Annotated in this window: 23 protein-coding genes and 1 pseudogene; 12 read left to right on the top strand and 12 right to left on the bottom strand. The window is 59.6% G+C overall.

Annotation, left to right across the window (positions count from 1 at the left end; translation table 11 throughout):
• Positions 1-35: 35 nt before the first annotated feature.
• The gene (locus AKU79_RS02625) at positions 36-1,547 is read right to left on the bottom strand and encodes a DUF2125 domain-containing protein (RefSeq protein WP_050522033.1); all 1,512 of its coding nucleotides are present in this window, start codon (positions 1,545-1,547) and stop codon (positions 36-38) included.
• A 180-nt stretch (positions 1,548-1,727) separates the two neighbouring features.
• Here AKU79_RS02625 and AKU79_RS02620 point away from each other — a divergent pair, with 180 nt between their 5' ends.
• The 3 genes from AKU79_RS02620 (at position 1,728) to AKU79_RS02610 (ending at position 3,387) form a co-directional block, all read left to right on the top strand.
• On the top strand, positions 1,728-2,474 hold the full coding sequence (locus AKU79_RS02620; protein ID WP_050522054.1) for an SDR family oxidoreductase: 747 nt from the start codon (positions 1,728-1,730) through the stop codon (positions 2,472-2,474).
• Positions 2,471-3,088 carry an enoyl-CoA hydratase/isomerase family protein gene (locus AKU79_RS02615; protein WP_050522032.1) on the top strand — a complete coding sequence of 206 codons (618 nt, stop codon included), beginning with the start codon at positions 2,471-2,473 and terminating at the stop codon, positions 3,086-3,088. Before AKU79_RS02620 ends, AKU79_RS02615 begins: the two co-directional genes overlap by 4 nt.
• A 119-nt stretch (positions 3,089-3,207) precedes the next feature.
• A complete protein-coding gene (locus AKU79_RS02610) occupies positions 3,208-3,387 on the top strand; it encodes a hypothetical protein (RefSeq protein WP_050522031.1) in 180 nt (59 codons plus the stop codon).
• Between the two features lie 3 nt (positions 3,388-3,390).
• Here the strand turns inward: AKU79_RS02610 and AKU79_RS02605 are convergent, their stop codons facing one another.
• On the bottom strand, positions 3,391-4,617 hold the full coding sequence (locus AKU79_RS02605; protein WP_050522030.1) for a UbiH/UbiF/VisC/COQ6 family ubiquinone biosynthesis hydroxylase: 1,227 nt from the start codon (positions 4,615-4,617) through the stop codon (positions 3,391-3,393).
• 133 nt (positions 4,618-4,750) lie between these two features.
• Between AKU79_RS02605 and AKU79_RS02600 the strand changes: the two genes are divergently transcribed.
• The 4 genes from AKU79_RS02600 to AKU79_RS02585 all read left to right on the top strand — a co-directional run bounded on the left by AKU79_RS02600 (position 4,751) and on the right by AKU79_RS02585 (position 11,512).
• Entirely contained in the window at positions 4,751-6,061 is a 1,311-nt protein-coding gene (locus AKU79_RS02600) for an amidase (protein ID WP_231580083.1), read from the top strand.
• Positions 6,062-6,238: 177 nt separating this feature from the next.
• Positions 6,239-7,426 carry an aminotransferase class I/II-fold pyridoxal phosphate-dependent enzyme gene (locus AKU79_RS02595; protein ID WP_050522028.1) on the top strand — a complete coding sequence of 396 codons (1,188 nt, stop codon included), beginning with the start codon at positions 6,239-6,241 and terminating at the stop codon, positions 7,424-7,426.
• A gap of 3 nt (positions 7,427-7,429) precedes the next feature.
• Positions 7,430-10,699, top strand: a complete 3,270-nt coding sequence (locus tag AKU79_RS02590) for a DNA translocase FtsK (RefSeq protein ID WP_050522027.1) — start codon at positions 7,430-7,432, stop codon at positions 10,697-10,699.
• Between the two features lie 240 nt (positions 10,700-10,939).
• The gene (locus AKU79_RS02585; RefSeq protein ID WP_231580086.1) at positions 10,940-11,512 is read left to right on the top strand and encodes a LolA family protein; all 573 of its coding nucleotides are present in this window, start codon (positions 10,940-10,942) and stop codon (positions 11,510-11,512) included.
• A gap of 91 nt (positions 11,513-11,603) precedes the next feature.
• On the opposite strand, the gene AKU79_RS02580 is transcribed toward AKU79_RS02585, so the two are convergent.
• Both AKU79_RS02580 and AKU79_RS02575 read right to left on the bottom strand, forming a co-directional pair.
• Positions 11,604-12,185, bottom strand: a complete 582-nt coding sequence (locus tag AKU79_RS02580; protein ID WP_050522025.1) for a transglycosylase SLT domain-containing protein — start codon at positions 12,183-12,185, stop codon at positions 11,604-11,606.
• Positions 12,186-12,261: 76 nt separating this feature from the next.
• Positions 12,262-13,143, bottom strand: a complete 882-nt coding sequence (locus AKU79_RS02575; protein WP_050522024.1) for an AEC family transporter — start codon at positions 13,141-13,143, stop codon at positions 12,262-12,264.
• Positions 13,144-13,226: 83 nt separating this feature from the next.
• Between AKU79_RS02575 and hspQ the strand changes: the two genes are divergently transcribed.
• Positions 13,227-13,553, top strand: a complete 327-nt coding sequence (hspQ, locus tag AKU79_RS02570; protein ID WP_050522023.1) for a heat shock protein HspQ — start codon at positions 13,227-13,229, stop codon at positions 13,551-13,553.
• A 6-nt stretch (positions 13,554-13,559) separates the two neighbouring features.
• Here the strand turns inward: hspQ and AKU79_RS02565 are convergent, their stop codons facing one another.
• Positions 13,560-14,285 carry a helix-turn-helix transcriptional regulator gene (locus AKU79_RS02565; protein WP_050522022.1) on the bottom strand — a complete coding sequence of 242 codons (726 nt, stop codon included), beginning with the start codon at positions 14,283-14,285 and terminating at the stop codon, positions 13,560-13,562.
• Positions 14,286-14,355: 70 nt separating this feature from the next.
• Here AKU79_RS02565 and AKU79_RS02560 point away from each other — a divergent pair, with 70 nt between their 5' ends.
• Positions 14,356-14,949, top strand: a complete 594-nt coding sequence (locus AKU79_RS02560) for a glutathione S-transferase family protein (protein WP_050522021.1) — start codon at positions 14,356-14,358, stop codon at positions 14,947-14,949.
• Here AKU79_RS02560 and AKU79_RS02555 read toward each other — a convergent pair.
• The 4 genes from AKU79_RS02555 to AKU79_RS02540 form a co-directional block, all read right to left on the bottom strand.
• Positions 14,946-15,824, bottom strand: coding sequence for a DMT family transporter (locus tag AKU79_RS02555; protein WP_050522020.1), 879 nt, complete (start codon positions 15,822-15,824; stop codon positions 14,946-14,948). The two genes, AKU79_RS02560 and AKU79_RS02555, sit on opposite strands and share 4 nt — an antisense overlap.
• A gap of 6 nt (positions 15,825-15,830) precedes the next feature.
• The gene (locus AKU79_RS02550; protein ID WP_050522053.1) at positions 15,831-16,349 is read right to left on the bottom strand and encodes a DinB family protein; all 519 of its coding nucleotides are present in this window, start codon (positions 16,347-16,349) and stop codon (positions 15,831-15,833) included.
• Positions 16,350-16,448: 99 nt separating this feature from the next.
• Positions 16,449-16,736 carry an HU family DNA-binding protein gene (locus AKU79_RS02545; protein ID WP_050522019.1) on the bottom strand — a complete coding sequence of 96 codons (288 nt, stop codon included), beginning with the start codon at positions 16,734-16,736 and terminating at the stop codon, positions 16,449-16,451.
• 167 nt (positions 16,737-16,903) lie between these two features.
• Positions 16,904-18,385, bottom strand: a complete 1,482-nt coding sequence (locus AKU79_RS02540) for an AMP nucleosidase (protein ID WP_050522018.1) — start codon at positions 18,383-18,385, stop codon at positions 16,904-16,906.
• A gap of 151 nt (positions 18,386-18,536) precedes the next feature.
• On the opposite strand from AKU79_RS02540, the gene AKU79_RS02535 reads away from it, so the two are divergent.
• The gene (locus AKU79_RS02535) at positions 18,537-19,379 is read left to right on the top strand and encodes an SDR family oxidoreductase (protein WP_050522017.1); all 843 of its coding nucleotides are present in this window, start codon (positions 18,537-18,539) and stop codon (positions 19,377-19,379) included.
• A gap of 116 nt (positions 19,380-19,495) precedes the next feature.
• Here AKU79_RS02535 and yaaA read toward each other — a convergent pair.
• The 3 genes and pseudogenes from yaaA to AKU79_RS02520 form a co-directional block, all read right to left on the bottom strand.
• Positions 19,496-20,256 (bottom strand): annotated as a pseudogene (gene yaaA / locus AKU79_RS02530) (peroxide stress protein YaaA).
• Positions 20,257-20,280: 24 nt separating this feature from the next.
• Complete coding sequence (recQ, locus tag AKU79_RS02525) at positions 20,281-22,338, bottom strand: DNA helicase RecQ (RefSeq protein ID WP_050522016.1); 2,058 nt, start codon at positions 22,336-22,338, stop codon at positions 20,281-20,283.
• 5 nt (positions 22,339-22,343) lie between these two features.
• The gene (locus AKU79_RS02520; protein WP_050522015.1) at positions 22,344-22,631 is read right to left on the bottom strand and encodes a YggT family protein; all 288 of its coding nucleotides are present in this window, start codon (positions 22,629-22,631) and stop codon (positions 22,344-22,346) included.
• Positions 22,632-22,760: 129 nt separating this feature from the next.
• Here AKU79_RS02520 and AKU79_RS02515 point away from each other — a divergent pair, with 129 nt between their 5' ends.
• Positions 22,761-23,294, top strand: a complete 534-nt coding sequence (locus tag AKU79_RS02515) for an acyl-CoA thioesterase (RefSeq protein WP_050522052.1) — start codon at positions 22,761-22,763, stop codon at positions 23,292-23,294.
• Between the two features lie 118 nt (positions 23,295-23,412).
• Positions 23,413-24,744 (top strand): MFS transporter, encoded by a 1,332-nt coding sequence (locus AKU79_RS02510; RefSeq protein WP_050522051.1) that lies wholly within the window; start codon positions 23,413-23,415, stop codon positions 24,742-24,744.
• The last annotated feature ends 2 nt before the right edge of the window (positions 24,745-24,746 follow it).

Below are 24,746 nucleotides of genomic sequence, written 5' to 3'. Positions count from 1 at the left end.
GCAAAACGCTGTGGGCCGCCCCGTTTTCAGATGGTTTAGAACGGCAGCTGGTTGCCGTTCGAGGTGATTTTGCCATCCTCTTTAAACTCGACCTCGGCCAAGAAACTATCTGGCGTCGGGCCGGGTTTGGCCAACATGCCGGCCATCATGCCAAAGGTCATGGTTACTTGCTGATCGATCAGCCCAAGCGCCTGCAGCTTGCCCAACAAGGTGTTGGCCCCTGTCAGCGACAGATTCAGCTTGCCGGTTGGCATCGGGGCCACACCGCCCAACATCGGCGGTTTGGAATTGTCAAAGGCCAGTGCGCCATTGCCGATAAATTCGGCACCACCAAGGGTCAGCTGTACGGTTTCGACATCGAGCGCGGACATTTCAAACGGTGGGGCCTCCATCGCGGACGTATCGGCGGTCAGCATATCAACCAGCGGCTTGGCCTTGCCTTTCAACGAGATGTCCAGTGTTGCAGGGTCGCGCGGCAGGCTGGCGCCGGGGTCAAACATGTTCCAGATCATATCGGACACGGTCAGCCCTTGCAGCTTGGTTTTCAGTGCGAAATCCTTTGGCTCGTCGCTTTTGGCGATTGGCACCAGCAGGTTAAATTCGGCCGCGTCATAGGCGGCTGTCACCTCGGGGAAGGGAATTGCGGTGCCGGTCAGTTTAAGCGCCACATTCTTGCCGCCGCCGCCATAGGAAATGCGCTGGCTATCCAGTGAGACGTTCAGATTGCCGCCCTTTGAGGTGCTGTCAATATTGGTCGTCGTGCCTTCGGGGTCGGTCGAGCCAAGGGTGAAGTTGCCGCTGTCATAGGTGAATGACGCATCGGTTGTGAAACCCTGCGCCAGCATTGCGCCAAGATCACCCGAGGTCATCGCCTTGGGCAAGGCGCCGGTTGATGCGCCGGCCAGGTTGTTCATCTGGCCTTTCACATCAAACTTGCCGCCATTTTCAGGGTCGTCGCCTGCGGCGTTGAAGGCCAGCGTCTGCGCCGAGAAGGTAGAGTTCACGGCTGTCAGATCGGCGGGCGCTACGGCATAGGTGGCGGTAAGTTTGGTCAGGTTGACGCCGATGGTCATGTCTTGCGCTTTGCCGTCAACCATGAAACCCGCCATTGTCGCGGAAACCTTGTCGCCAACGATATCATAGTTGATGGCAGCAGGGTCGCCGCTGGCGGTGATTTTCAGCCCGTTCTGATCGATGGTGATTGTGCTGGACAGGTCTTTGTCCAGCGCGTTTTTGTTTTGGGATTTCAGGGTATAGCTGTCGGACATGGTCACTTCGACGCGGCCATCGCCGGTTTCGCGGAAGGCAACCTGCGGGATCAGGGCCGAAACCTTGCCGTGCTCATTGGGCATTTCAAACGCCAGATCGGTCAGGGTCAGCGTATCGCCCGAACGGGACTCGGACCCGGCGGTATAGGTTTGGCCGTAGGATTTGCTGAGGTCTTTCCAGTTTTGCCAGACCTGATCGGCGGTGACATCGGCAAAGGCGGGTGCAGAAAAGGCCGTTAATGCAGCAAAAGACGTTGTGATTAAAATATGTTTGGACATGGTGCAGGTTCTCCGGATGAAATCTTGGCGATAGCATCGGCGCGGGGCATGGCTGGGTCAAGGGGGCATAGGGTTCGTTTGATCAACGATGCCGTGATTTGTGCGGGGATGCGCCGAGATGGCTGGCACGGGCGCGCGGGCTGCGTTAGCCTTGGCCGAAAATGGGAAAAGGATACAAAGATGCAGGGCAAGATTGTTGCAATTACAGGGGCAAGTCGCGGGATTGGTGCTGCTAGTGCGCGGGTGTTTGCAGATGCCGGTGCACGGGTGGTGTTGCTGGCGCGGTCAGGCGACGAGATTGCGGCCTTGGCAAATGAGATCGGGCGCGGCGCGTTGGCGATTGCCTGTGACATAGGCGATGCGGCCGCAGTCAAGGCGGCGATGGCGCAGATTGTGACTGAGTGCGGCGGGTTGGATGTGTTGATCGGCAATGCCGGTGTGATCGACCCGATTGCACGCATAAGCGATGCCAGCGTCGAGGATTGGGGCCGCGCGATCGATATTAACCTTAAAGGCGTGTTCTATGGCATGCAGGCGGCTATTCCCGTGATGCGGGCGCGGGGAGGCGGCACGATTATCACGGTTTCCTCGGGTGCGGCGCATAACCCGCTGGAAGGGTGGAGCGCCTATTGCGCCGGCAAAGCGGGGGCGGCGATGCTGACCCGCGCCGCGCATCTGGAGGAAAGCGGCAACGGGTTGAGGATTATGGGCATGTCACCCGGAACCGTGGCGACCGAGATGCAGGTCAAGATTAAAGCCAGCGGCATTAACCCTGTCAGCCAGCTTGACCCTGCGGTGCATATCCCGGCCGAATGGCCTGCGCGGCTGATGCTGTGGATGTGCGGCGCGGGCGGTGATGACTGGTTGGGGCAAGAGGTTTCCATGCGCGATGAGGGCATTCGCCGGGCCGTGGGGCTGATTGCATGATTGAACTGGCGCAGGATAACGGGGTTTGGCTGGCCACGATCAACCGCCCTGAAAAAGCCAACTCGTTAACCGGCGCCATGCTGGCCGATTTGGCCGGGATTGCAGAGCGTGCAGGGGCCGAGGGCGCGCGGGCCTTGGTTATTACTGGCAAAGGTCGGGTGTTTTCGGCCGGGGCCGATTTGCAAGAGGCGCATGCAGGGTTGGCCATCAGCCCGGTTTGGGAACGGCTGTCAGGCGCGATTGCGGCCCTGCCCTGCCTGACGATTGCGGCGCTGAACGGCACGTTGGCGGGGGGCGCAATGGGCATGGCGCTGGCCTGCGACCTGCGGATTGCCGTGGCGGGGGCCAAGTTTTTCTATCCGGTGATGAAGCTGGGATTCTTGCCGCAACCGTCTGATGTGCCGCGTCTGGTGCGGCTGGTCGGGCCTGCGCGGGCCTCGATGATCCTTATGGCGGGGCAAAAGATCGTGGCGGATGAGGCGCTGGCATGGGGGTTGATTGACCGTATCACCGATGAGGCAGATTTGCTGGACGTGGCACAGGGTTTTGCCTTGGACAGCGTTACCGCGACACCGGCACATGCGGCCGCGATAAAACGGATGATTTGGGCGTAACTGCGATTAATCGCCGAAAACCCTGAGTTTTGGACGAAATTCAGGGGTGTCTTTGCGGGCAGCATTGCGGCGCAAGGGGCTTTCGGGGTAAAGCGCGCCAGTCGCATTAGGAGTCGATCATGGATTACAACGCATCTGGTGCCGTCAAAAAAGGCAAAAACACGCCCCGCTATTCCGAACACAACGCCAAGGGCAGCGATAAAAACCCCTATGGCGGACAAGCGCAAAAGGCTGAATTGCTGGCACGCATGAAAGCCGCAGCCGAGGCCAAAAAGGCCGCGAAAAAAGACGCCGAATAAGCGTTAGATCTGCTTGCCCTGCAACAATAGCGGCAGGTCGCCCTCTAGCCCTGCCGCCGTCCGGATAAAGCGGCGGCGCAGGGCGGGCAGCGCATTCACGGCACCCATCCCGAGATCACGACCAAGGCGCAGCAATGGGTTATCGTTGGAAAACAAGCGGTTGACGCTATCCATGCCCAGCGCAAGGGTGGTCGTATCAAAGCGCCGCCATTGCTGATAGCGTTCCAGCACATCGACGGCGCCAATATCTTCGCCACGGCGCGCGGCCTCGATCAGCACTTGTGCCAGTGCACCCACATCGCGCAGCCCGAGGTTAAGCCCCTGCCCCGCAATCGGGTGCACACCATGCGCGGCATCGCCAACCAGTGCAAGGCGCGGGGCGACAAAGCTGTTGGCCAACGTCAGGTTCAGCGGATAGGTGAACCGTGTACCGGCAAGTGCGATTTCACCCAGAAAATCACCAAAACGCGGGCGCAGGGCATTCAGAAAATCGTCGTCCCCCAGCGCGGCAATCTGGGCGGCGCGGGCGTCGGTTTCGCTCCAGACGATTGAGCTGCGGTTGCCGGGCAGGGGCAAAATCGCCAGCGGCCCCTGCGGCATAAAGAACTGATGCGCGATGCCGTGGTGGGGCAATGCGTGTTCAACCGCCGTGACCAGCGCCGTTTGGCCATAGCCCCAGCCGCTGCGCGAAATGCCCGCACGCTGCGCGGTGCCGCTGGTGCGGCCATCACAGCCCACAATCAGCCGCGCGGTCAGGGTTTTGCCCGAGGCCAGCGTGACCGAAGCGCCTGCGGCATCAATACTTTGCGCGGTTACCGTTTCGCCCGACAGCAGCGTGATATTCGGCGCGGCCTGCATCATGGCCAGAAAGGCCGCGTAAAGATGGCGGTCCTCGGCCATAAAGCCCATCGGGCCTTCCTCGATCTCGGCATGGTCGAAATGCAGGAAAAACGGCGCGGCACCGCTGCCTGCGTGGCCGTCACTGGCCTTGATTTCCAAGATCGGCTGTACCTTGTCGGCAATCTGTGGCCAGACCCCGATCACCGACAGCAAGCGTTTTGACGCCAGCGCCAGCGAATAGGCGCGGCCGTCAAAGCCCAATTCGGCCCGCGCGGGTGCCGGACGGGCATCAACCACCGTGACGCGCAAACCGCCGCCTGCCAAAGCCAGTGCCAAAGCGGGCCCATTCAGCCCGCCGCCTACGATCAAAATATCAGCATCATGTTTCATGCCGCCAATATGGGGTTTTTGGTCGCTTTGTCCATGCGGCGCGCCGTCATAGTCTATTGTCGGTCGCGGGGCTTGGCGCTAGCCTGATGCCGCAACGGAAAACAGGTGGGTTATGGCAGGCAATTGGCTTTGGATGACAGCGGCAGATTTGGGTCGCGGGATTGAGGCGGGCAAGATTAACGCGGTAGAGCTGACCGAGGCTTTCCTTGACGCGATTGAGCGCCACCCCGAGGCCAAGCGCATCTATTCCCGCACCACGCCACGCCGCGCGCGGTCGATGTCGGTCGCTGCTGCCGATCGTGCCAAAGCGGGGCAACGGATTGGCCTGCTGGATGGTGTACCGATTTCGTGGAAAGACCTGTTCGATGCCTCGGGCGCGCCATGCGAGGCGGGCTCGGCGCTGCTGGCAGGGCGTGTGCCGGAAACCGATGCCGAAGTGCTGACTGCCGCCACTGCGCAGGGGCTGGTGTGTCTGGGCAAGACCCATATGTCTGAATTGGCCTTTTCGGGGATGGGGCTGAACCCCGTCACGGCGACGCCGCCGAATGTGAATGACCCCAAGGCGGTGCCCGGTGGGTCATCATCAGGCGCGGCGGCGTCGATTGCCTTTGGGCTGGCGCCAGCGGGGATTGGGTCGGATACTGGTGGATCGGTGCGGATTCCGGCGGCGTGGAATGACCTTGTGGGTTTGAAAACCACCTCGGGGCGGTTGTCGCTGCGCGGCGTTGTGCCGCTGTGCGAACGGTTTGATACTGTTGGCCCATTGGCCCGCAGTGTTGAGGATTGCGCCTTGCTGCTGGCCGCAATGGAGGGTGGAAAGCCCGCGGATCTGGCGGGGGCAAGCCTGAAGGGCGCGCGGCTTTTGGTGTTGGAGACCATGGCCTTGGACGATGTTCGCGCCGAACCTGCACGCGGGTTTGAAGGCGCGGTAGAGGGGTTGGCCCGTGCCGGCGCGCGGATTGAAACCGGCAAGATCCCCGAGGTCGAGGAAGCGATGGCGCTGTCGGGGCTGCTGTTCACCGCCGAGGCCTATGGCATCTGGGGCAAGCTGATTGAAACGGCCCCCGAAAAGATGTTCCCCCGCGTTTTGGAGCGTTTTCGGGCGGGGCTGGCGTTTTCCGGGCCGGAGTATGTGGCGGGCTGGCGCAGGATGAATGAGCTGCGCCAGATCTGGGATCGCAAAACCGCCGAATACGATGCGGTGATTTTGCCGACCTCGCCAATTTTGCCACCCGAGGTGCAACGCATGTTGGACGATAAGGACTATTTCAACCACGAAAACATGCTGGGCCTGCGTAACACGCGGATCGGCAATATGTTTGGCGTCAGCAGCCTTACGCTGCCCACGGGCCAGCCTTCGTGTGGAATCATGTTCTTTGCGGGGCCGATGCAGGAAGAGCGGCTGTTGCGGCTGGGTTCGGCGGCCGAGCGCGCCTTGGGCTAGGCCGGATTTGGCGCGGAAGCGGCAGAGGCCATACCTAAGGATTGTGGGGGAGGGACGAAAAAGACACAATCCCCGCCCCCAAGCGCACAATATCAAAGCGTTTTCTGGACCGACGCATAATCCCTCGCTATCATGTCATCAAACGGGGCGACATGACCCCGACGAGATGAGGCAACCATGGCATTTCCTGAGCGGTTTTCGAACCTGCCAGAATACGCGTTTCCGCGTTTGCGGTCACTTCTGGATTCTTACCCTGCCGGGGGTGAGACAATCGCCATGACCATTGGCGAACCGCGCCATGCCATGCCCGATTTTGTCGGGCCAATTCTGGCGGCAAACCTGAACGGCTTTGCGATCTATCCCCCGAATGATGGCACGCCCGAGCTGTTGGCGGCGATCGCGGGTTGGGTGCAGCGGCGTTATGACGTGGCACTGAACCCCAATCAAATCATGGCGTTGAACGGCACGCGCGAAGGGTTGTTTAACGCGGCGGTGGCGCTTTGCCCTGAAACCAAGGGCGGCAAGCGGCCTGTGGTTTTGATGCCGAACCCGTTTTATCAGGTCTATGCTGTGGCCGCTTTGGCGATGGGGGCCGAGCCGGTTTATGTGCCGGCCACTGCCGCCACCGGCTTTTTGCCTGATTACGCGGGCCTGCCGCGTGAGGTGCTGGACCGTACGGCGATTGCCTATCTTTGTTCGCCCGCCAACCCGCAGGGCGCCGTGGCCAGTGCCGATTATTGGGCTGACCTGCTGGCGCTGGCTGAAAAGCATGATTTCAGGATTTTCGCTGATGAATGCTATGCCGAGATTTACCGCGATACACCGCCTGCCGGTGTGTTGGCCGTAGCGCAAAAGACAGGCGCTGACCCCGAGCGCGCGCTGACCTTTCATTCGCTGTCGAAACGGTCAAACCTGCCGGGGCTGCGGTCTGGTTTTGTCGCAGGCGGTGCGCAATCGATTGCACGCGTGCGCCAGTTGCGGGCCTTTGCCGGTGCGCCATTGCCGCTGCCAGTGCAAAAGGTTTCCGAGGCGGCGTGGAATGATGAGGCGCATGTCGTTGCCTCACGCGCGCTGTATGTTGAGAAATTCGCCCTTGCTGACCGCATTTTTGCCGGAATTCAGGGGTATCAGGCACCGCAGGCCGGATTTTTCCTGTGGCTTCCGGTGCAGAACGGTGAAGACGCAGCGCTAAAGCTGTGGCGCGAAACAGGGGTTCGGGTTTTGCCCGGCGCCTATTTGTCGCGTGATGTGAACGGGGAAAACCCCGGCGCAGGCTACATCCGGGTGGCACTTGTCGCCCCAAAAGAAGAAACGCAGCGCGGGCTGACCCAGCTTCGCGACTGTCTCTACGGGCAAGGACGGTAAACGATGGCATCTTATCAAGTCAGACAGCGCGATCCCTTGGTGGATCAAAACACAGCAGCAATGCTGGAGCGGCGCGGACGCGAGCTTATGGGTGCCGGGCTGATCGCGCTAGCGTTGGTCTTTGCCGCGATGCTGGGCAGCTATTCGGTGAATGATCCGGGCTGGATGATGGCCACGGATGCCCCTGTGAACAATTGGATGGGGCAGCTTGGCGCGTCTATTTCATCGACGCTGTTCATCATTGGCGGGCTGGGCAGCTGGGGGATTCCGCTGATCCTTGGCGCTTGGGGTTTTCGCTTTATGTTTCACCGTGGCGAAGACCGCGCGATGGGTCGTGTGGTTTTTGCGGTGATCGCTGTGGCGCTGGCTTCGGTTTTTGCCTCGACCCATGTGCCGGGCGCAAACTGGCCGCATGCCGCGATTGGCCTTGGCGGGTTGTTTGGTGATACGGTTTCGGGCGCGATGCTGGCGATTTTGCCGATCGCCCCAGGCTTTGGCCTAAAGGTGTTGTCGGTGCTGTCGGGCGCGGGATTGCTGGCGATGGGCCTGTATGTCACCGGTTTTGACAAGCGCGAATTGCAGGTGATCCGGCGGTTCGTGGTTCTTGGCGTTGTCACAAGCTATGCGATGGTTTTGTCTTTGGCCGGTAAATCGGCTGTTGGCACCGCCCGCGTCGCGCAATCTGCCGCACAGGGATTGGCCGAAAAGAACCGTGCGCGCCGTGAAATGGCCGCCGCCCGGTCGCATGATCACAGCCGCTATGATGACGTAGTATATGACGAACCGGTTATTGGTTCGATGCAGCCCAAGCCGATGCGGGCCAAACCCTTGGGGGCCGATACATCTGTCGGGGTCGTTTCGGGCACCGGCTTTGGCCGCCCCGAGACCCTGCGCCCAAGCGGCAAGCGCGCGCCAGCGATGCACGCCGCGCCACATGTGGCACAAGCCTATGACGACGCAAACAGCTATGAATCGGCGCCACAAATGCCCGTGGAAAAGCCGGGTCTTTTGGCGCGGGTGCCGCAGATGATCCGCCGTGCCGCAACGGGCCAGCAGCCCGCAATGGCCCAAGACGTTCCGGCCGCTTTGCCAAGCGAAGACCGGATCAAAGCACGCATCAGCGATGTTATCCGGTCGCGCGTCGGCCAATTGCCTGCGGGTCAGCAGCCAACCGTCCAGACCGCTGTACAAGCGGCACTGGCACGCCGTGAGCCGCCTGTGATGGGGCGCCGTGGCCCTGTGCCGCTGATCGCAACGCCGCGCAACCGCGAAAAGCCCGGCTTTGTGCAAGAGCCGCCTGTCGTGGCAGCTGCGGCGCAAGTGGGGGGCAATATGGCCCGTCTGTCTGCTGCTGTGGCCAGCCGTGTGGCCATGCCCAAAGCGCCGCAAACGCCGGTAACCGAGGCTTGGCAGCATGAGGATACCAGTGTTGAACAGATGCACGACATCTATCAGGTCGATACAGGTGACCATTCCGAACTGTATGCGCAAGATGCGCACCTGACCGAGGCCGATTTTGACATCGAGGGCTTTGGCAACGTTGGGTATGACGACCAGTTTGCGCCAGAACCACAGGTGAAACCCGAGATTCCCCGCGTATCGGCCCGCGTGGCCGCAGCACCGGCAGGGCTTGCACCAGCCATGCGCGCGCCTGTCGCCGATCAGCGCCGCATCGTGCAGCCTGTTGCCAAGAAGCCCATCGTGCCATCGCGTCAGGCCATGGCCGAGGCACAGCCGCGCCTGAAGTTCGAAGAACAGGCACAGGCCTATGAGCTGCCGCCGCTTGGCCTGTTGGCCAGCGCCGACACGGTAAAGCGCCACACGTTGTCCGAGGAAGCGCTGGAAGAAAACGCGCGGATGCTGGAATCGGTGCTGGATGACTATGGTGTAAAGGGCGAGATTATCGCTGTGCGCCCCGGCCCTGTGGTTACGCAATACGAATTGGAGCCTGCGCCCGGCCTGAAGGCCAGCCGCGTCATTGGCCTTGCAGATGATATTGCGCGCTCTATGTCGGCGCTTTCGGCACGGGTATCGACTGTTCCGGGCCGGTCGGTGATCGGGATCGAACTGCCCAATTCATGGCGGGAAAAGGTTGTGCTGCGCGAAATTCTGGCTGCGCGTGATTTTGGCGACAGCGCGATGAACCTGCCCTTGGCACTGGGCAAGGATATTGGTGGCGAGCCGATCGTGGCCAACCTTGCCAAGATGCCCCACCTGCTGATCGCGGGGACCACGGGTTCGGGTAAGTCGGTGGCGATCAACACGATGATTCTGTCGCTGCTCTACAAGCTGTCGCCGGAAGAATGCCGCCTGATCATGATCGACCCCAAGATGCTGGAACTGTCTGTTTATGACGGCATTCCACACCTGTTGTCGCCGGTTGTGACCGACCCGAAAAAGGCCGTTATCGCCTTGAAATGGGTCGTCGGCGAAATGGAAGAACGCTATCGCAAGATGTCGCGCATGGGTGTGCGCAATATCGAAGGCTATAACGGTCGTGTCCGCGAGGCGCTGGCCAAAGGCGAGTTGTTCAAGCGCACGATCCAGACCGGATTTGACGAGGATACCGGCGAGCCGGTGTTTGAGACCGAAGAGGATACACCCGTATCCCTGCCCTATATCGTGGTGGTCGTCGACGAGATGGCCGACCTGATGATGGTGGCAGGCAAAGAGATAGAGGCCTGCATTCAGAGACTTGCCCAAATGGCTCGTGCCTCGGGTATTCACCTGATTATGGCTACACAGCGCCCGTCTGTGGACGTGATTACGGGCACGATCAAAGCCAACTTCCCGACGCGGATTTCGTTTCAGGTGACGTCGAAAATCGACAGCCGGACGATTCTGGGCGAGATGGGGGCCGAACAGTTGCTGGGCATGGGCGATATGCTGTACATGGCTGGCGGCGCGAAAATCACCCGTATTCACGGGCCTTTCGTGTCGGATGAAGAGGTTGAGGAAATCGTCAACCACCTGAAATCCTATGGCCCGCCGGCCTATATGTCGGGTGTGGTCGAAGGTGTGGATGAAGACAAGGAAGGCGATATCGACCTTGTTCTGGGCCTCGGGTCGGGCGATGCAAGTGAGAACGAGCTTTATGACCAAGCGGTTGCTGTGGTGGCCAAAGATCGCAAATGCTCGACCTCGTACATCCAGCGCAAGCTTGGCATTGGCTATAACAAAGCCGCCAAACTGGTTGAACAGATGGAAGAAAACAGTGTGGTGACCGCCGCCAACCATGTTGGCAAGCGCGAGATTTTGCTGCCCGAGCATTAGGGGTTTTGATTGAACGGTGCGCTGAAGCGCACCCTACGAGGGGGGATGTGCTTTGGCGTATCCCCCCTTTGCCATTCTTGCTGGTACGGGCAAAGTCCTGCTCACTTCCTTGTGTCATATCTTGCAAAGGGATGCGCCCGGCCCCCTGCCCCCCTATATTGGGCGCAAGATGCCAAAGGAGTGAGCCTGACTATGAACCGTAGATCGTTTTTCCGCACCCTCGCCTTGCCGTTTTCGGCAATGGCGATGCTGACACTGTTGGCAATTCCTGCAGCGGCCGAGAAAATCCCGCTGAAAGACATTTCAACCTATCTGAACGGTCTGACCACCGCCGAGGCCGAGTTTACGCAGATCAATTCCGATGGGTCGATTTCCACCGGTACCCTGTTCATCCAGCGCCCCGGCCGCGCACGGTTTGAATACAACCCGCCAGATAAGAACCTTGTGCTGGCAGGTGGCGGGCAGGTCGCGATTTTTGATGCCAAATCGAACCAACCGCCCGAGCAATACCCGCTGGCGCGTACACCTTTGTCGATCATTCTGGCCGAGAACGTTGATTTGGCGCGGGCCAAGATGGTTGTTGGCCACACGATTGATGGCAACACAACCCGCGTGCGTGCCCAAGACCCCGAGCATCCGGAATATGGTTCTATTGAAATGGTGTTCACCGCTGGCCCGACCGAGCTGCGCCAGTGGATTATCCGCGATGACAGCGGGGCCGAGACGACGGTGATTTTGGGCGAGATGAAGAAGGGTGGCAAATTGGCCGCATCACTGTTCAACATCAGCTATGCAACGCGGCAACGTAAATAAGGCCGCTTGTACCCCGTCGGGGCAATTTCATGCGTAGAATGAAAAACGGGGGCAAATTGCCCCCGTTTTGCATATGGTTGCCAAAGACCGGTTAGCGGCGGCAGCTTGCCAATTGGCCGCGGTACATCTCGGCGCGGTCTGCCACCTTTTGCGACACCGCCAACAGCCACGGCTTGTCGTTATAGCTTCCGCGTGCATAGCCGGTGCGGCCTTCGTGGTAAGCCAGATAATGCGCGCGGGCGTCCCATTTGGAAATACCGAGTTTCTTTTCGGTTTGGTCCATGTACCAGCCCATAAAATCGGTTGCATCCGAAATACGGTCACGGCGCGCGCCTCTGCGGCGTTGCTCGTCCTGATACTCTTCCCAAGTGCCATCGAGCGCCTGGCTATAACCATAGGCCGAGCTTTGGCGGCCAATCGGAATGACACCTAACAAATAATTGTGAGGGGTTTTCGCATCGCCGATAAATTTCGATTCTTGGTGGATTGTTGCCATCTGCACATGTACGGGCACACCCCATTTGCGCTCGGAGGCTTTCATCGCCCTGTAATATTCGGGGCGTTCGCGCACGATGCTACATGCGTTATCCAAATCACGTGGCGCCGAGAAATTGCCGCCGCCACAAGAGCTTAGCAACAACATAAGGATCGACGCGCGGAGAAACCTGCTCATTTTGCCCCTCGCATTTTCTTCTTTTTTTCTACCATAGGGCAAAATGCAGCAAAGGGGAATGGGGCGGTGCAAAACCTTAGATCAGAAAGCCGAGAGTGAGCGGCAATGTCACAACAGATAACAGGGTTGAAACGATCACCATCCCCGCCACGGCATCCGCATCGGCACCGTATTTGGCGGCCAGCATATAGGTTGTTACGGCCACCGGCGTGCTGACTTGCAAGACCAAAACTGCCAGCGCCACAGGCTCTAGCGCAAAGGCCTGCCCGACAGCCACGCCAACGCCAAGGCACACCACGACGCGCAGCATTGTTAGCCAGACCGCCTGACCCAGCCGCCCCGGCTCTAGCCGCGCCACGGCGACGCCAAGCGTGATCAGCATCAAGGGGATCGCCATTTGTCCGATCAAGTCCAAGGCGTTGGTCAGCCATTGCGGCGTGTGCCAGCCCTGCCACAAAAACAGCGCGCCCAGCAGGGTACCGGCCACCAAAGGCTCTTTCAGCACCCGCAAGGGCGAGCCGCCGTGGCTGACCAGCCATACCCCATAGGTAAAACCCCAAATCCCCGCCACAGCAAACACCACAACGGCATAGCCAAGCCCGGCCTGCCCAAAGGCGAACATTGCCAAAGGCAGCCCAAGATTGCCGGTGTTGCCAAAGATCATCGGCGACAGATAGGTGCGTTGGTCCAGCCCCAGCGCACGGGTCAGCCCCCAAAACACCAGCGTCAGTACGCCATAAGCCGTGATCGCCGCCAGCAACAGATCGGCCAGTGCCGAGCGGTCAATCTCGGTTTTCATCAGGGCGGTAAAGATCAGGCAAGGCGTGGCCAGCGTCATCGCAAGGCGGGTTACAAATTCCATCCGGTATTCAAACCCGGCTTTGACCCAGGCAAAACCAACGCCTGCCAATAGCCCGACCGGAGCCACGATCTGCAAGACTGTCAAGATAAGGTTCACAGACTGTTTCCCTATTGTGCCGCCTGCCCAGTGGACAAGACCCGATACAACGGAGTACTAATCAAATGTTAGGGATGCAACACATGCTGAAAACGCGCGCGAAATATCATTTGGGCCAGGTTCTACGCCATCGCAAGCATCCCTTTCGCGGGGTGGTTTTTGACGTGGACGCGATGTTTTCCAATACCGATGAATGGTATGAGAACATCCCCGAGGACAGCCGACCGAACAAGGATCAGCCTTTTTACCATCTGCTGGCCGAGAATGACCAAAGCTATTACGTGGCCTATGTGTCCGAGCAGAACCTGATGCCGGATGAAACCGGCGAACCGGTTGAGCATCCGGATTTGGCAGAAATGTTTGGTGCCTTTGAAGACGGGCGCTATCCGCTGCAGTTTCAGCTGAACTGACCTGCCTTACCGTTCGGGCGGTGCGCCCAAGGCGGTTTGGTATTGGCGCCGCTCTGTGCGCATCTGATCCAGAAAATCACGCAACATTGCCACCCGACGCGGGCGAAAGCTGTCGCCGGTTAACGTTGCCTCGGCAATCTGGTGCAGTTGAAACTTGCGAAAGCCCTGGCGCAGGCAGCACCATGCCAAAAGCATCAGCGTACGGTCCAGAAACACCACAGACAGCGGCCAGATCTGTCGCGTTGTCGTAGCGCCTGCATTGTCGGTATAGGTGATTTCAAGTGCGGCCTCATCCCAGCAGGCCTGCCGGACCAAGGCCAGCGACGCAGGGGCCGCTGGTCTGCGTTCAAAGCGGTAGGTTTGTTGTACCGCATGCACCGCCTGCCGTTGCACCCTTTCGGGCAGGGTCGCCGTAATCTTGGCCAGCGCCGATTCGGCTGCCTGCACCAGCGCGGGGTCGCCCGCCATGCGCACCTCGGCCAAGCCCAGCACCAGTGCTTCGACCTCTAGCTGCGTGAACATTTGCGGCGGCAGAGCCGGGTCTTCGGTCAGGGTATAGCCATAACCGGAGGCGCCATCGATCAAGGCGCCGCCTGCCCGCAAGGTTTCAATATCGCGGTAGAGCGTGCGGGGTGACACGCCGGTTTCGTCGGCCAAGCGCGCCGCTGTGACGGGGGGCGGCAAGCGGCGCAGGGCATCCATCAAGCGAAACAAACGATCTGATCGGGCCATAACATACTGACGGTTTTTGACAGGGTATTCGTGCTATACCACCTTCATCACAAAGCACAAAGGAGATCCCATGCTAACCGTCTATCACGCTGCCCCTTCGCGGTCCTCGCGCATCCTGACCCTGATTGATGAGTTGGGGATCAATGACAAAATCACGGTGAAACGCGTCAACATTCCGCGCCGCGATGGCACTGGCGCGCGCGACCCGATGAACCCGCATCCCGAAGGTAAAGTGCCGCTGCTGGACCATGACGGCACGCTGGTTTCGGAAACCGGCGCGATCATGCTGTACTTGTTGGAACTGTTTCCCAACACGATCTCGCCCAAGATCGGCGACCCCAAGCGTGGCGAATTCCTGACGTGGATGTACTGGTACGGCTCGGTGATGGAGCCGGTCATCGTTTTTGCGGCTTTGGGGTTGGATCACCCCGGCCTTGCCAACACGTTTCGCGATCATGCGGCGGCGGTTGCCCGCATTCAAACCGCGCTGAAAAAGGGGCCTTGGTTGCTGGGCGATACCTATTCGGCGGCGGACCTGTTGGTTCATTCGCCCTATGCGTGGTTTGCCGAGATGCTGCCCGATGATCCGCAAATCAAGGATTGGGTGGTACGCTGCACGGCGCGGCCTGCAAACCAGCGCACCAAAGCATTGGACGCGGCCTAACCTGCGCTGGCCCGTTGCACGCGGGCCAGTTGCACCGCCAGAATGCCGATGGTGATGACAACCACACCTGCCACATCCCAGAGTGTCAGGCTTTCCCCCAGCAAAAGCGAGGCCACAAGCACGCCGAAAAACGGGTTGAGGAAGTGAAACGCCGCCGCCCGTACTGCGCCAATGCGCGCGACCAGTGTGAACCACAGCCATGTCGCCAGCAAGCCCGGCACCAAAGTCGTGTAGGCAAAGGCAAGGCCCAGCCGCGGGGTCCAGTTGACATCCCAGCTTTCCAGCGCGAAGGCGGCGACCGCCAGCAGGGCTGCCCCCACCAGCATCTGCAAGCCCACAACCATCAGCAGGTTGCCGCCGCCGCCTGTGCCGCGCATGACCAAGGTTGCAAAGGCCAGCGCCAATGCGCCGATGCCACAAAGCAACAGGCCCGTCAGGTCTACGCCGTCAGATATCCGGTGGCCCATGATGATTGCCACGCCTATCACACCCGCAATCAACCCAGCATAGCCCAAAGGCCGCAGCTTTTCGCGGTAGATCAGCCAGCCGCCCAGCGCCACCAGCAAGGGCATGGTAGATGCCACGATGGCAGCCAGTGATGCCTCGACCCATTGCATCGCGACAAAATTAAGCCCGAGATACAGCGTGTTCTGGCAAATGCCAAAGATGATCGTTGCCCGCCACTGGCCACGGGTCAGCCGCGCGGTCTGGCCCAGTGCCGCCGCAATGGCGACCCCGATCAACCCCGAGACCAAGAACCGCAATGCCAGTGCCGTTAGCGGCGGCGCATCGGCCACGATCATCCGCGCCGAGGTAAAGGCCGAGGACCACATCAGCGCAAAGGCCAGCCCCATGAATATCGCGCGCAGGTCCATAGCCGGTTACATCGCCTCAAATCGGGTGGGCATGATGGCGATATCGGTATCGCCGGGCTTTGCCCCTGCCGCTGTCAGCATGGCGTGGATTTGCCCGCGATGGTGGGTCTGGTGGTTGAACAGCTGCAAAACCAACAGTTGCTTGGGCTTGGTTACATCCCGCCCCAAGCCGCCGGAAAACCACGTCAGATCGCCGTCAAACCACATCGGGTCCACGCTATGCGCCCAGTCCAGAATCTGCGCATCAAAGGCGGCCCGCGCTGTGCAGAACGCCTGCCAGCCGATGCCCATATCGGCCGATCCGGCAATGGTTGTAGCCGCAGGCAGGCCAGTGTTTGCGAAACGGTGCAGCCACATCTGGTCGCCCCACAGCACATGCGCAAAGGTATTCTCAATCGAGCCAAAGAACGCCCCACGGTCAAGGCGCCGCGCGGCATCATCCAAGCCACTGGCTGCCGCGATCAGGTTTTCATTCTGCCACAGGTTATAGCGGGCCATGGCGAGGGCATAATCTTTGTTCGGCATGTAAGTGATCCTATTTTCGCCACCAAACCCCACGGCAACAAAAAAGGCCACCCCAATACTGGGGCAGCCCGTAAACTTTGGCAAAGCCGAAAGTCTGGATCAGTCGTTGACCGAATCCTTCAATGCCTTGGCGATGGTGAATTTCACCTGCTTGTCGGCTGCTTTGGTCATGGTTTCGCCCGTTGCAGGGTTACGCACCTGACGCTCGGGGCGTGCGCGGCAAGCCATTTTGCCGAGGCCTGGCAGAGTGATCGCGCCACCGGCAGCCACTTCACGGGTAACCAGCGCCGCAACAGCTTCGAGAGCTGTGGTTGCGGTTTTCTTGTCTGCGCCCATTTCTTCGGCCAGCGCTGCAATCAACTGCGTCTTGGTCATTGGCTTGTTCATAAGTCCTGTCTCCATTGTCTTGCCCCTTCATTTATCAGGGCCGTAGTTGCCCGCGGGGGCGGATGCCCCGCTACACAGGTTTTTTGCGTCTAAATCAAGTGCAAATTCCAACAAACACACAGCTTTCGGCGGGTTTTCCCTATAGACGGCACCGAATACCGGCCCCGTCACAGGAATGCTGTTTCCTCAAAGCTGCGCAACTTGCGGCTGTGGATGCGTTCCAACGGCATGTCGCGCAACCTCTCCATCGCGCGGATACCGATTTTCAGGTGCCGTGCCACTTGGGTTTTGTAGAAATCCGAGGCCATGCCAGGCAGCTTCAACTCGCCATGCAAGGGCTTATCCGACACGCAGAGCAAGGTGCCATAGGGCACGCGGAACCGGAAACCATTGGCGGCAATCGTGGCGCTTTCCATATCCAGCGCAATCGCACGTGACTGCGACAGCCGTTTGACCGGGCCGGATTGATCGCGCAACTCCCAGTTGCGGTTGTCGATTGTGGCGACTGTGCCCGTGCGCATGATCCGCTTCAGCTCATACCCTTCCAGTTGGGTCACATCGGCAACCGCACTTTCCAGCGCAATCTGAATTTCGGCCAGCGCGGGGATTGGCACCCAGACGGGCAAGTCATCATCCAGCACGTGGTCTTCGCGCAAATAGGCATGGGCCAGCACGAAATCACCCAAGGACTGGCTGTTGCGCAGGCCCGCGCAATGGCCCACCATCATCCACGCATGCGGCCGCAACACGGCGATATGGTCGGTCGCGGTTTTGGCATTGCTGGGGCCAACGCCGATATTGACCAGCGTGATCCCCTGCCCGTCGGCGCGTTTCAAATGATAGGTCGGCATTTGCGGCAGCTTTAGCGGCACAGGAATCGCGCCGTCTGCTGTCGTCAACATAGCGTTCCCCGTGCCGACAAAGGCCGTATAGCCGCTGTCAGGATCTGCCAACATCTCGCGGGCAAAAGCCTCGAATTCCTCAACATAGAACTGATAGTTGGTGAACAAGACATGGTTTTGGAAATGCTCGGGGTCGGTTGCGGTATAATGCGACAAGCGGGCGAGGCTGTAATCCACGCGCTGCGCGGTAAACGGTGCCAAAGGGAAAGAGCCGTCGGCATGGGCAATTCGCGTGCCATTCACGATGTCATCATTCGTTGTCGCCAAATCCGGCACGTCAAACACATCGCGCAGGCTAAAGTTCAAAACCCCCTCTTGCGGGATAGAAACCTCGGGCTTGCCTGCGACGGCGAAATGCACCGGAATCGGCGTATCCGACGGCCCGATTTCTACCGTCACGCTGTGGTTTTTCATCAACAGGTCAATCTGCTGGATCAGGTATTTGCGAAACAGATCAGGCCGGGTGATCGTGGTCGAATAGGTGCCGGGTTGCGCCACATGGCCAAAGCTCAGACGGCTGTCGCTTTTGGTAAAGCTGGTCGTTGTCAGACGGATTTCGGGGTAATGCGCGCGCACGCGGCCTTCGGGCTTGCCCCCGCTTACGGCGGCGCTGAAATGCTGCGCCAGAAATTCGGTCGCCTCCGAATACAATTCCTCTAGCCGGTCAACGGCCAGTTCAGCCGAGGTAAAGCTGTCGCTGACAGGGTGCTGCGGGGTCAATATAGGCAGTTTCTTATCGTTGTTCATTTGCTTTTTCTTTTTCTTATCAAAAATGATCAGGCATTAAGAGCGTTCTTGCGCCATTTCGCAAGCCTGAATTATCGCGCCTTAAGGTCACGGCCGTGCGACAGGCAAAATTCAAGTTGCACCAAAGGCCCGCGCCGCCGATAACACGGGCATGAAAACGCTTCTGTCACTTGGTCACGGTTATTCTGCGCAGGCGCTCGGTAAATTGCTGGGGCCGCAAGGCTGGCACATTATTGGCACGACTCGCGATGCCGCCAGTGCCAAGGCGCTGCAGGACAGCGGGGTTGAGCCGCTGATCTGGCCCGGTACCCCGCTTGCGCCCGCACTTGCCCGCGCCACACATCTGCTTTGCTCTATCGCGCCTGATGCAAGCGGTGATCCGGTGTTGGCACAGCATAGCGATGAAATCGCGGCCGCGTCATTTGAGTGGGTCGGCTATCTTTCCACCACAGGCGTTTACGGCGACCACAACGGCGAGTGGGTTGATGAGAACACGCCCCTGACCCCCGGTACCAAGCGCGGCCAACACAGGGTTCTGGCCGAACAGGCATGGCAAGCGCTGGGCCTGCCGCTGCATATTTTCCGGCTGGCAGGTATTTATGGCCCCGGCCGTGGCCCTTTTGCCAAGGTGCGCGATGGCACCGCCCGCCGTATCCTGAAACCCAATCAGGTGTTTTCGCGCATTCATGTCGATGACATCGCGCAGACCCTTGCTGCCTCGATCGCGCGGCCCGATGCGGGCCAGATCTATAACGTTTGCGACGATGACCCCGCCCCGCCCGAGGATGTTATCGCCTATGCGGCTGAATTGTTGGGTCTGCCCATCCCGCCGGCAGAAAACTGGGATAGCGCCGACATGACGCCGATGGCCCGCAGCTTTTATGCCGAAAGCAAACGAGTGCGAAACGACCGCATCAAATCGGAATTGGGCGTACAGCTTATCCACCCCGACTACCGCGCGGGCCTTGAGGCGCTATTGGCCCAAGACCAATAACGCCGCCGCAAAACTATAGCGTTTCGACTTTAACTTGACCCAGCTCACATCGCATAACGCGTTGAAATCTTTGATTTCAGGCAGCGTTATGTGATTCAGGTTTAAGTCGAAACGCTTTAGGCCGAGCGGATAAACACCGGCGCAAGTGGCGCAGAGCGCGCCGCATCATAGGCATAGCCGCCCGCATCAAAGCCGCGCAGGCTGTCGGGGTCGGTCAAACGGTTTTCGGCAATAAATCGCGCCATCGCGCCGCGGGCTTTCTTGGCATAAAAGCTGACAATCTTGGCCTCGCCGTTTTTATCCTCAAGGAAGGTCGGCGTGATGACTGGAACGGTCAGCGCGGCGGTATCGACTGCGCCAAAATACTCGATCGAGGCGCAATTGACCAAGGCTTTCGCGCCCGTCTGCGCCGCCTGTTCGTTCAAAGCCGCCGCCACCTGCCCGCGCCAAAAGGCGTATAAATCTGCGCCGCGCGGGTTTTTCAGCTTGCTGCCCATTTCCAAACGGTAGGCCTTGATGCCATCCAAAGGCCGCAACACACCGATAGCCCCGACAGTATACGAAGATGCTCTTGCGCCCAGCGCAGTGCATCGGGATCAAGCGTTTTCGCCTCTAGCCCTGCATAGGTATCACCGGCGAAAAACAGCGCGGCAGGGCGGGTTTTGGCCTCGGCAAACCCTTTGAAACGCGCGACGTTCAGTTTGGCCAAAGGCTCGGAAATATCCATCAGTTTGCGCAGTTTGGGCGCCGTCAGCTTGCCCGCAACGCCTGCCAGAATGTCAGCCTCGGCCAAAAATGTGGGTCGGGTTGCGGTATGTCCGGCGGGCAAAACCGCGGTATCATCAAGCCGTTTGGCGGGGGAAATTACTGTCAGCATCTGGATTATTCTTACCTTACAGGGTCAGTCGGCGGCAATTGCTGCCAGAAACGCTGCGCCAAAACGCTCGGTTTTTTGCCCGCCCATGCCGGGGATGCGGTCAATTTCATCCAGCGATACGGGGCGTTTTTCGGCAATATGGCGCAGCGTGGTTTGGGTACAGGACAAAGGCTTATCTATGCCGTCCGGCCCGCGTTGCAACTGCAATTGCACCTCGGCCAGCCGATCAAAGATAGCGCCGGCATCACGGCCCGCCAGCCGCATGCGTTGGGGGTGCAGTGGCTCGGCCCCTGCCCCTGTGATTACGGCCAGAAACGCGGCACCATAGCTTTCCAGCTTTTTCGCGCCAATCCCGTTGATCCGTGCCATGTCATCCAGGGTGCTGGGCTTTTGTTCGACCATTTCGACCAAGGTCCGGTCGGGGAAAATCACATAGGCCGGCACGCGCGCCGCCTCGGCCAATGCGCGGCGTTTGGCCTTTAGCGCCGACATCAGGGGGGCGTCTTCTTCGGACACCAGCGTTTTTACCGCTGGGCGAGAGCTGGCCTGCTCGATCGTATCTTTGCGCAGGGTGATGTTTTCCTCGCCGCGCAAGATCGGGCGGGCGGCTTCGGTCATGCGCAGGGCGCCATAGCGTTCGGTATCGGGGCGCACCAAATCGCGGCCCATCATCTGCCGAAATACCGCGCCCCATGCGGGTTTGGACAGATCGCGCCCAACCGCAAAGGTGGGCAATTGGTCATGCCCGCGCTGCACCACTTTGGCGGTGGCATTGCCGGTCAGAATATCAATCAAATGGCCCGCGCCAAAGCTTTCACCCGTGCGCAGAATAGCCGAGAGCGCCTTGCGCACGGCATCGGTGGCATCGAACAGCAGCGCAGGCCGGTCGCAGATATCGCAATTGCCGCAGGGTTTTGACGTTTCGCCGAAATAGCGCAGCAGCACCTCACGCCGGCAACCTGTCGCCTCGGCCAGCCCCAGCAGCGCGTTCAGGCGGGCGTGGTCGGCATCTTTGCGGTCATTCGGGGCCATCCCCTCATCAATCTGGCTGCGGCGCAGGCGGATATCATCGGGGCCGTACAGCGTTAGGGTTTCGGCAGGGGCGCTATCACGGCCCGCACGACCGATTTCCTGATAATAGCCCTCAATCGATTTGGGCAGGTCGGCATGGGCGACCCAGCGGATATCGGGTTTGTCGATGCCCATACCAAAGGCCACTGTGGCCACCACGATCAGCCCGTCTTCGCGTTGAAAGCGGGCCTCGGTGGCGCGGCGGTCCTCGGCATCCATGCCGCCGTGATAGGCGGTGGCGGGGTGGCCCGCCTCGCGCAGCGCCTGCGACAGGGTTTCGGTTTTGGCGCGGGTGCCGCAATAGACGATGCCCGACTGGCCTTTGCGATCGGCGGCAAAGGCCAGGATTTGTTTGCGCGGGTTATCTTTGACGGCAAAGGCAAGGTGGATATTCGGGCGGTCAAATCCGCGCAAGAAGGTCGAGGGCGCTTCGCCATAAAACAGGCGGGTGATAATCTCGGCTCGGGTTTCTTCATCGGCGGTGGCGGTAAAGGCGGCGAGGGGCACGTTCAGGGCACGCCGCAGCTCGCCTATCCGCAGGTAATCGGGGCGGAAATCATGGCCCCATTGCGATACGCAATGCGCCTCATCCACAGCGATTGCCGATACACCCACGCGGCGCAGCATTTGCACGGCTGCGGATGAGCCAAGCCGTTCCGGCGCAAGGTACAGCAGTTTCAGGCGGCCTTCGTCCAGCGCGGTGAAAACCTCTTCGGTTTCCTCGTCCGTGTTGCCCGAAGTCAGCGCGCCAGCCTCGACCCCTGCGGCCTTTAGCGCGCGCACCTGATCGCGCATCAAGGCGATCAGCGGCGAGATGACAACCGTAACCCCGTCACGGCACAGCGCTGGCAGTTGGAAACACAAGGACTTACCGCCCCCCGTTGGCATAATCGCCAAAGTGTTCTGGCCTGCCAATACGGCATCAACGATTTCGGCCTGACCGGGGCGGAACTCGGAAAAACCAAAGACAGAGGCGAGAAGGTCGGCCGGAGTGGGGGCGGGGCTGGCCATTCAGATCAATAGAATACGGCGGCGTTGTTTACCAAGATGATACGCAGGCCATAGACCACCAACAGCACAACCAATGGGGCAAAATCGATGCCCATACCTTGTGGCAGGAATGACCGGACGCGGCTGTAAACAGGTTCGAGCGTGCGGTTCAACCCGTCCCAGATTTGCGCGACAAGCGGTTGGCGCAGGTTCAGCACCTGAAAGTTGATCAGCCAGCTCATGATGATATGGGCAAAGATGATAAATTGCGCGATTTGCAGGATCATCATCAGGATTTGAAACAAAGAGGTCATGCGGGCGGCTCCGGCCTATAGGGATTGGCAGATAGGTAATGCCCTAGGCACCAAAGCACAACCTTTTCCGCAGCGTCTTGCTTGACCAATGCGCCGCACTGCGGCATCGGGAAAGCGAAGGAGCCCATGATGTACCCCTATATTCGCATGTTCAAAGAGTTGTGGAAGTTTCGCAACGCCCCCGCTCTGTCCATTCTGGGCACGCATATCAGCCACCACCGCTGCTGGCCGCAAGATATTGACCCCTGGCGCGAGCTGAACAACGGCCGCACGCTGACGCTGTATGATCTGGGGCGTTTGCCTTTGGGGCAGCGCGCAGGCCTGGATAAGGTGTTGAAGCGCAACCGCTGGGGTTTGACCGTGGCGGGGGCCAGCACGCGCTATCGCCGCCGCGTGCGGTTGTTTGACCGGATAGAGATGCGCAGCCACTGCGTTGGTTGGGATGAAAAGTTCATCTATATCGAGCAGAGCATGTGGAAGGATGGCGATTGTACCAGCCATATGTTGCTGCGTTCGGCCATCACGTCAAAATCAGGGATCATTGCGCCGGTTGAGGTGTTGAAACAACTGGGGCAATCACCGCAAAGCCCTGCCTTGCCGGATTGGGTGGCGAAATGGGTGGATGCCGACGCCGAGCGCCCTTGGCCCCCTGAAAAGGGCTGAACCCCGCGTTATCTGGGAAAAACCCCGCCTTGGCCGGTGTTGGGATGGCACCGCACCGGTCAGGTCTTGCGCAATCGGGCGGTTTCGGGCTTGATCGACGCAAAATATGGGGTGCAAAATGACATCGGCAAAGAAGCGTATCTGGGGCTGGTTCTTTTTCGATTGGGCAAGCCAGCCCTATAGCACCCTGCTGCTTACCTTTATTTTCGGCCCTTATATCAGCAAGTTGCTGGGTGACGGCACTGCCGCGCAGGCGGCTTGGGGCTATGGCATCGGCTTTGCCGGGCTGTTTATCGCCGTGTTGGCACCGTTTTTGGGGGTGATCGCCGACAAGGCGGGCGGGCGGATGCGCTTCGTCTGGCTGTTTTCGGTGATGTATGTCGTGGGCGCATGGGGGCTGTGGTATGCGGCACCTGATAATTTCAACCTGACGCTGGTGATGCTGTCCTTTGCCATTGGCATGATCGGGATGGAGTTTGCGACGATTTTCACCAACTCGATGCTGCCTGATTTAGGGACCGAGGACGAGATTGGCCGGATTTCGGGTTCCGGCTGGGCCTTTGGCTATGTGGGCGGGTTGATTTCGCTGATTATCATGCTGCTGTTTCTGGCCGAAGGGTCGAATGGCAAAACCCTGATCGGGCTTTCACCGCTGTTTGGGCTGGATGCGGCAGCGCGTGAAGGCACGCGGTCGGTCGGGCCGCTGACGGCGCTTTGGTATGCGGTTTTCATGGTGCCGTTTTTTCTGAGGGTGCGCGAACCTGTACGCGCCAAAGGGATGGGCGTTTTGCAAGCGGCCAAATCGGCATGGCCTGCGTTACTGGTCAGTTTGCGTGCGCTGCCCCGCCAACGCAGCCTGTTCGCGCATTTGGGGTCATCGATGTTTTACCGCGATGCGCTGAACGGGATGTATGTGTTTGGCGGGATTTATGCGGCCGGGGTGCTGCAATGGTCAGTGGTGAATGTGGGGATCTTTGGCATCCTCGCCTCGGTCACCGGTGCGGTGTTTGCGTGGCTTGGTGGTAAAGCCGACAGCCGTTTCGGCCCCAAACCGGTGATTACGGTCTGCGTGCTGGTGCTGACATTGGTGGCGATTGGCGTGATCACAATCTCTGAAACCACGGTCTTTGGCCTTACGGTGGCTGCGGGGTCGCCGCTGCCGGATATCGCGTTTTACATTATGGGTGCCGTGATTGGCGCGGCAGGGGGTGCGCTGCAAGCAGCCAGCCGGACGATGACGGTATATCAGGCACACCCCGACAGGATCACCGAGGTTTTCGGGCTTTATGCGCTGTCGGGCAAGGCCACATCTTTTCTCGCGCCATTGTCGATTGGCCTTGTGACCGATGTATTCGGCAGCCAGCAAGCCGGCATAACCCCGCTTATCGGGCTTTTTATTATTGGTTTAATCCTGTTACTATGGGTAAAGCCCAAAGGTGATAGAACATAAGG

This window comes from Pseudorhodobacter wandonensis (genome assembly GCF_001202035.1).
Classification (GTDB): Bacteria; Pseudomonadota; Alphaproteobacteria; order Rhodobacterales; family Rhodobacteraceae; genus Pseudorhodobacter; species Pseudorhodobacter wandonensis.
Note: the sequence above shows the minus strand (reverse complement) of the source record. Positions and strands in the feature narration are given on the sequence as shown.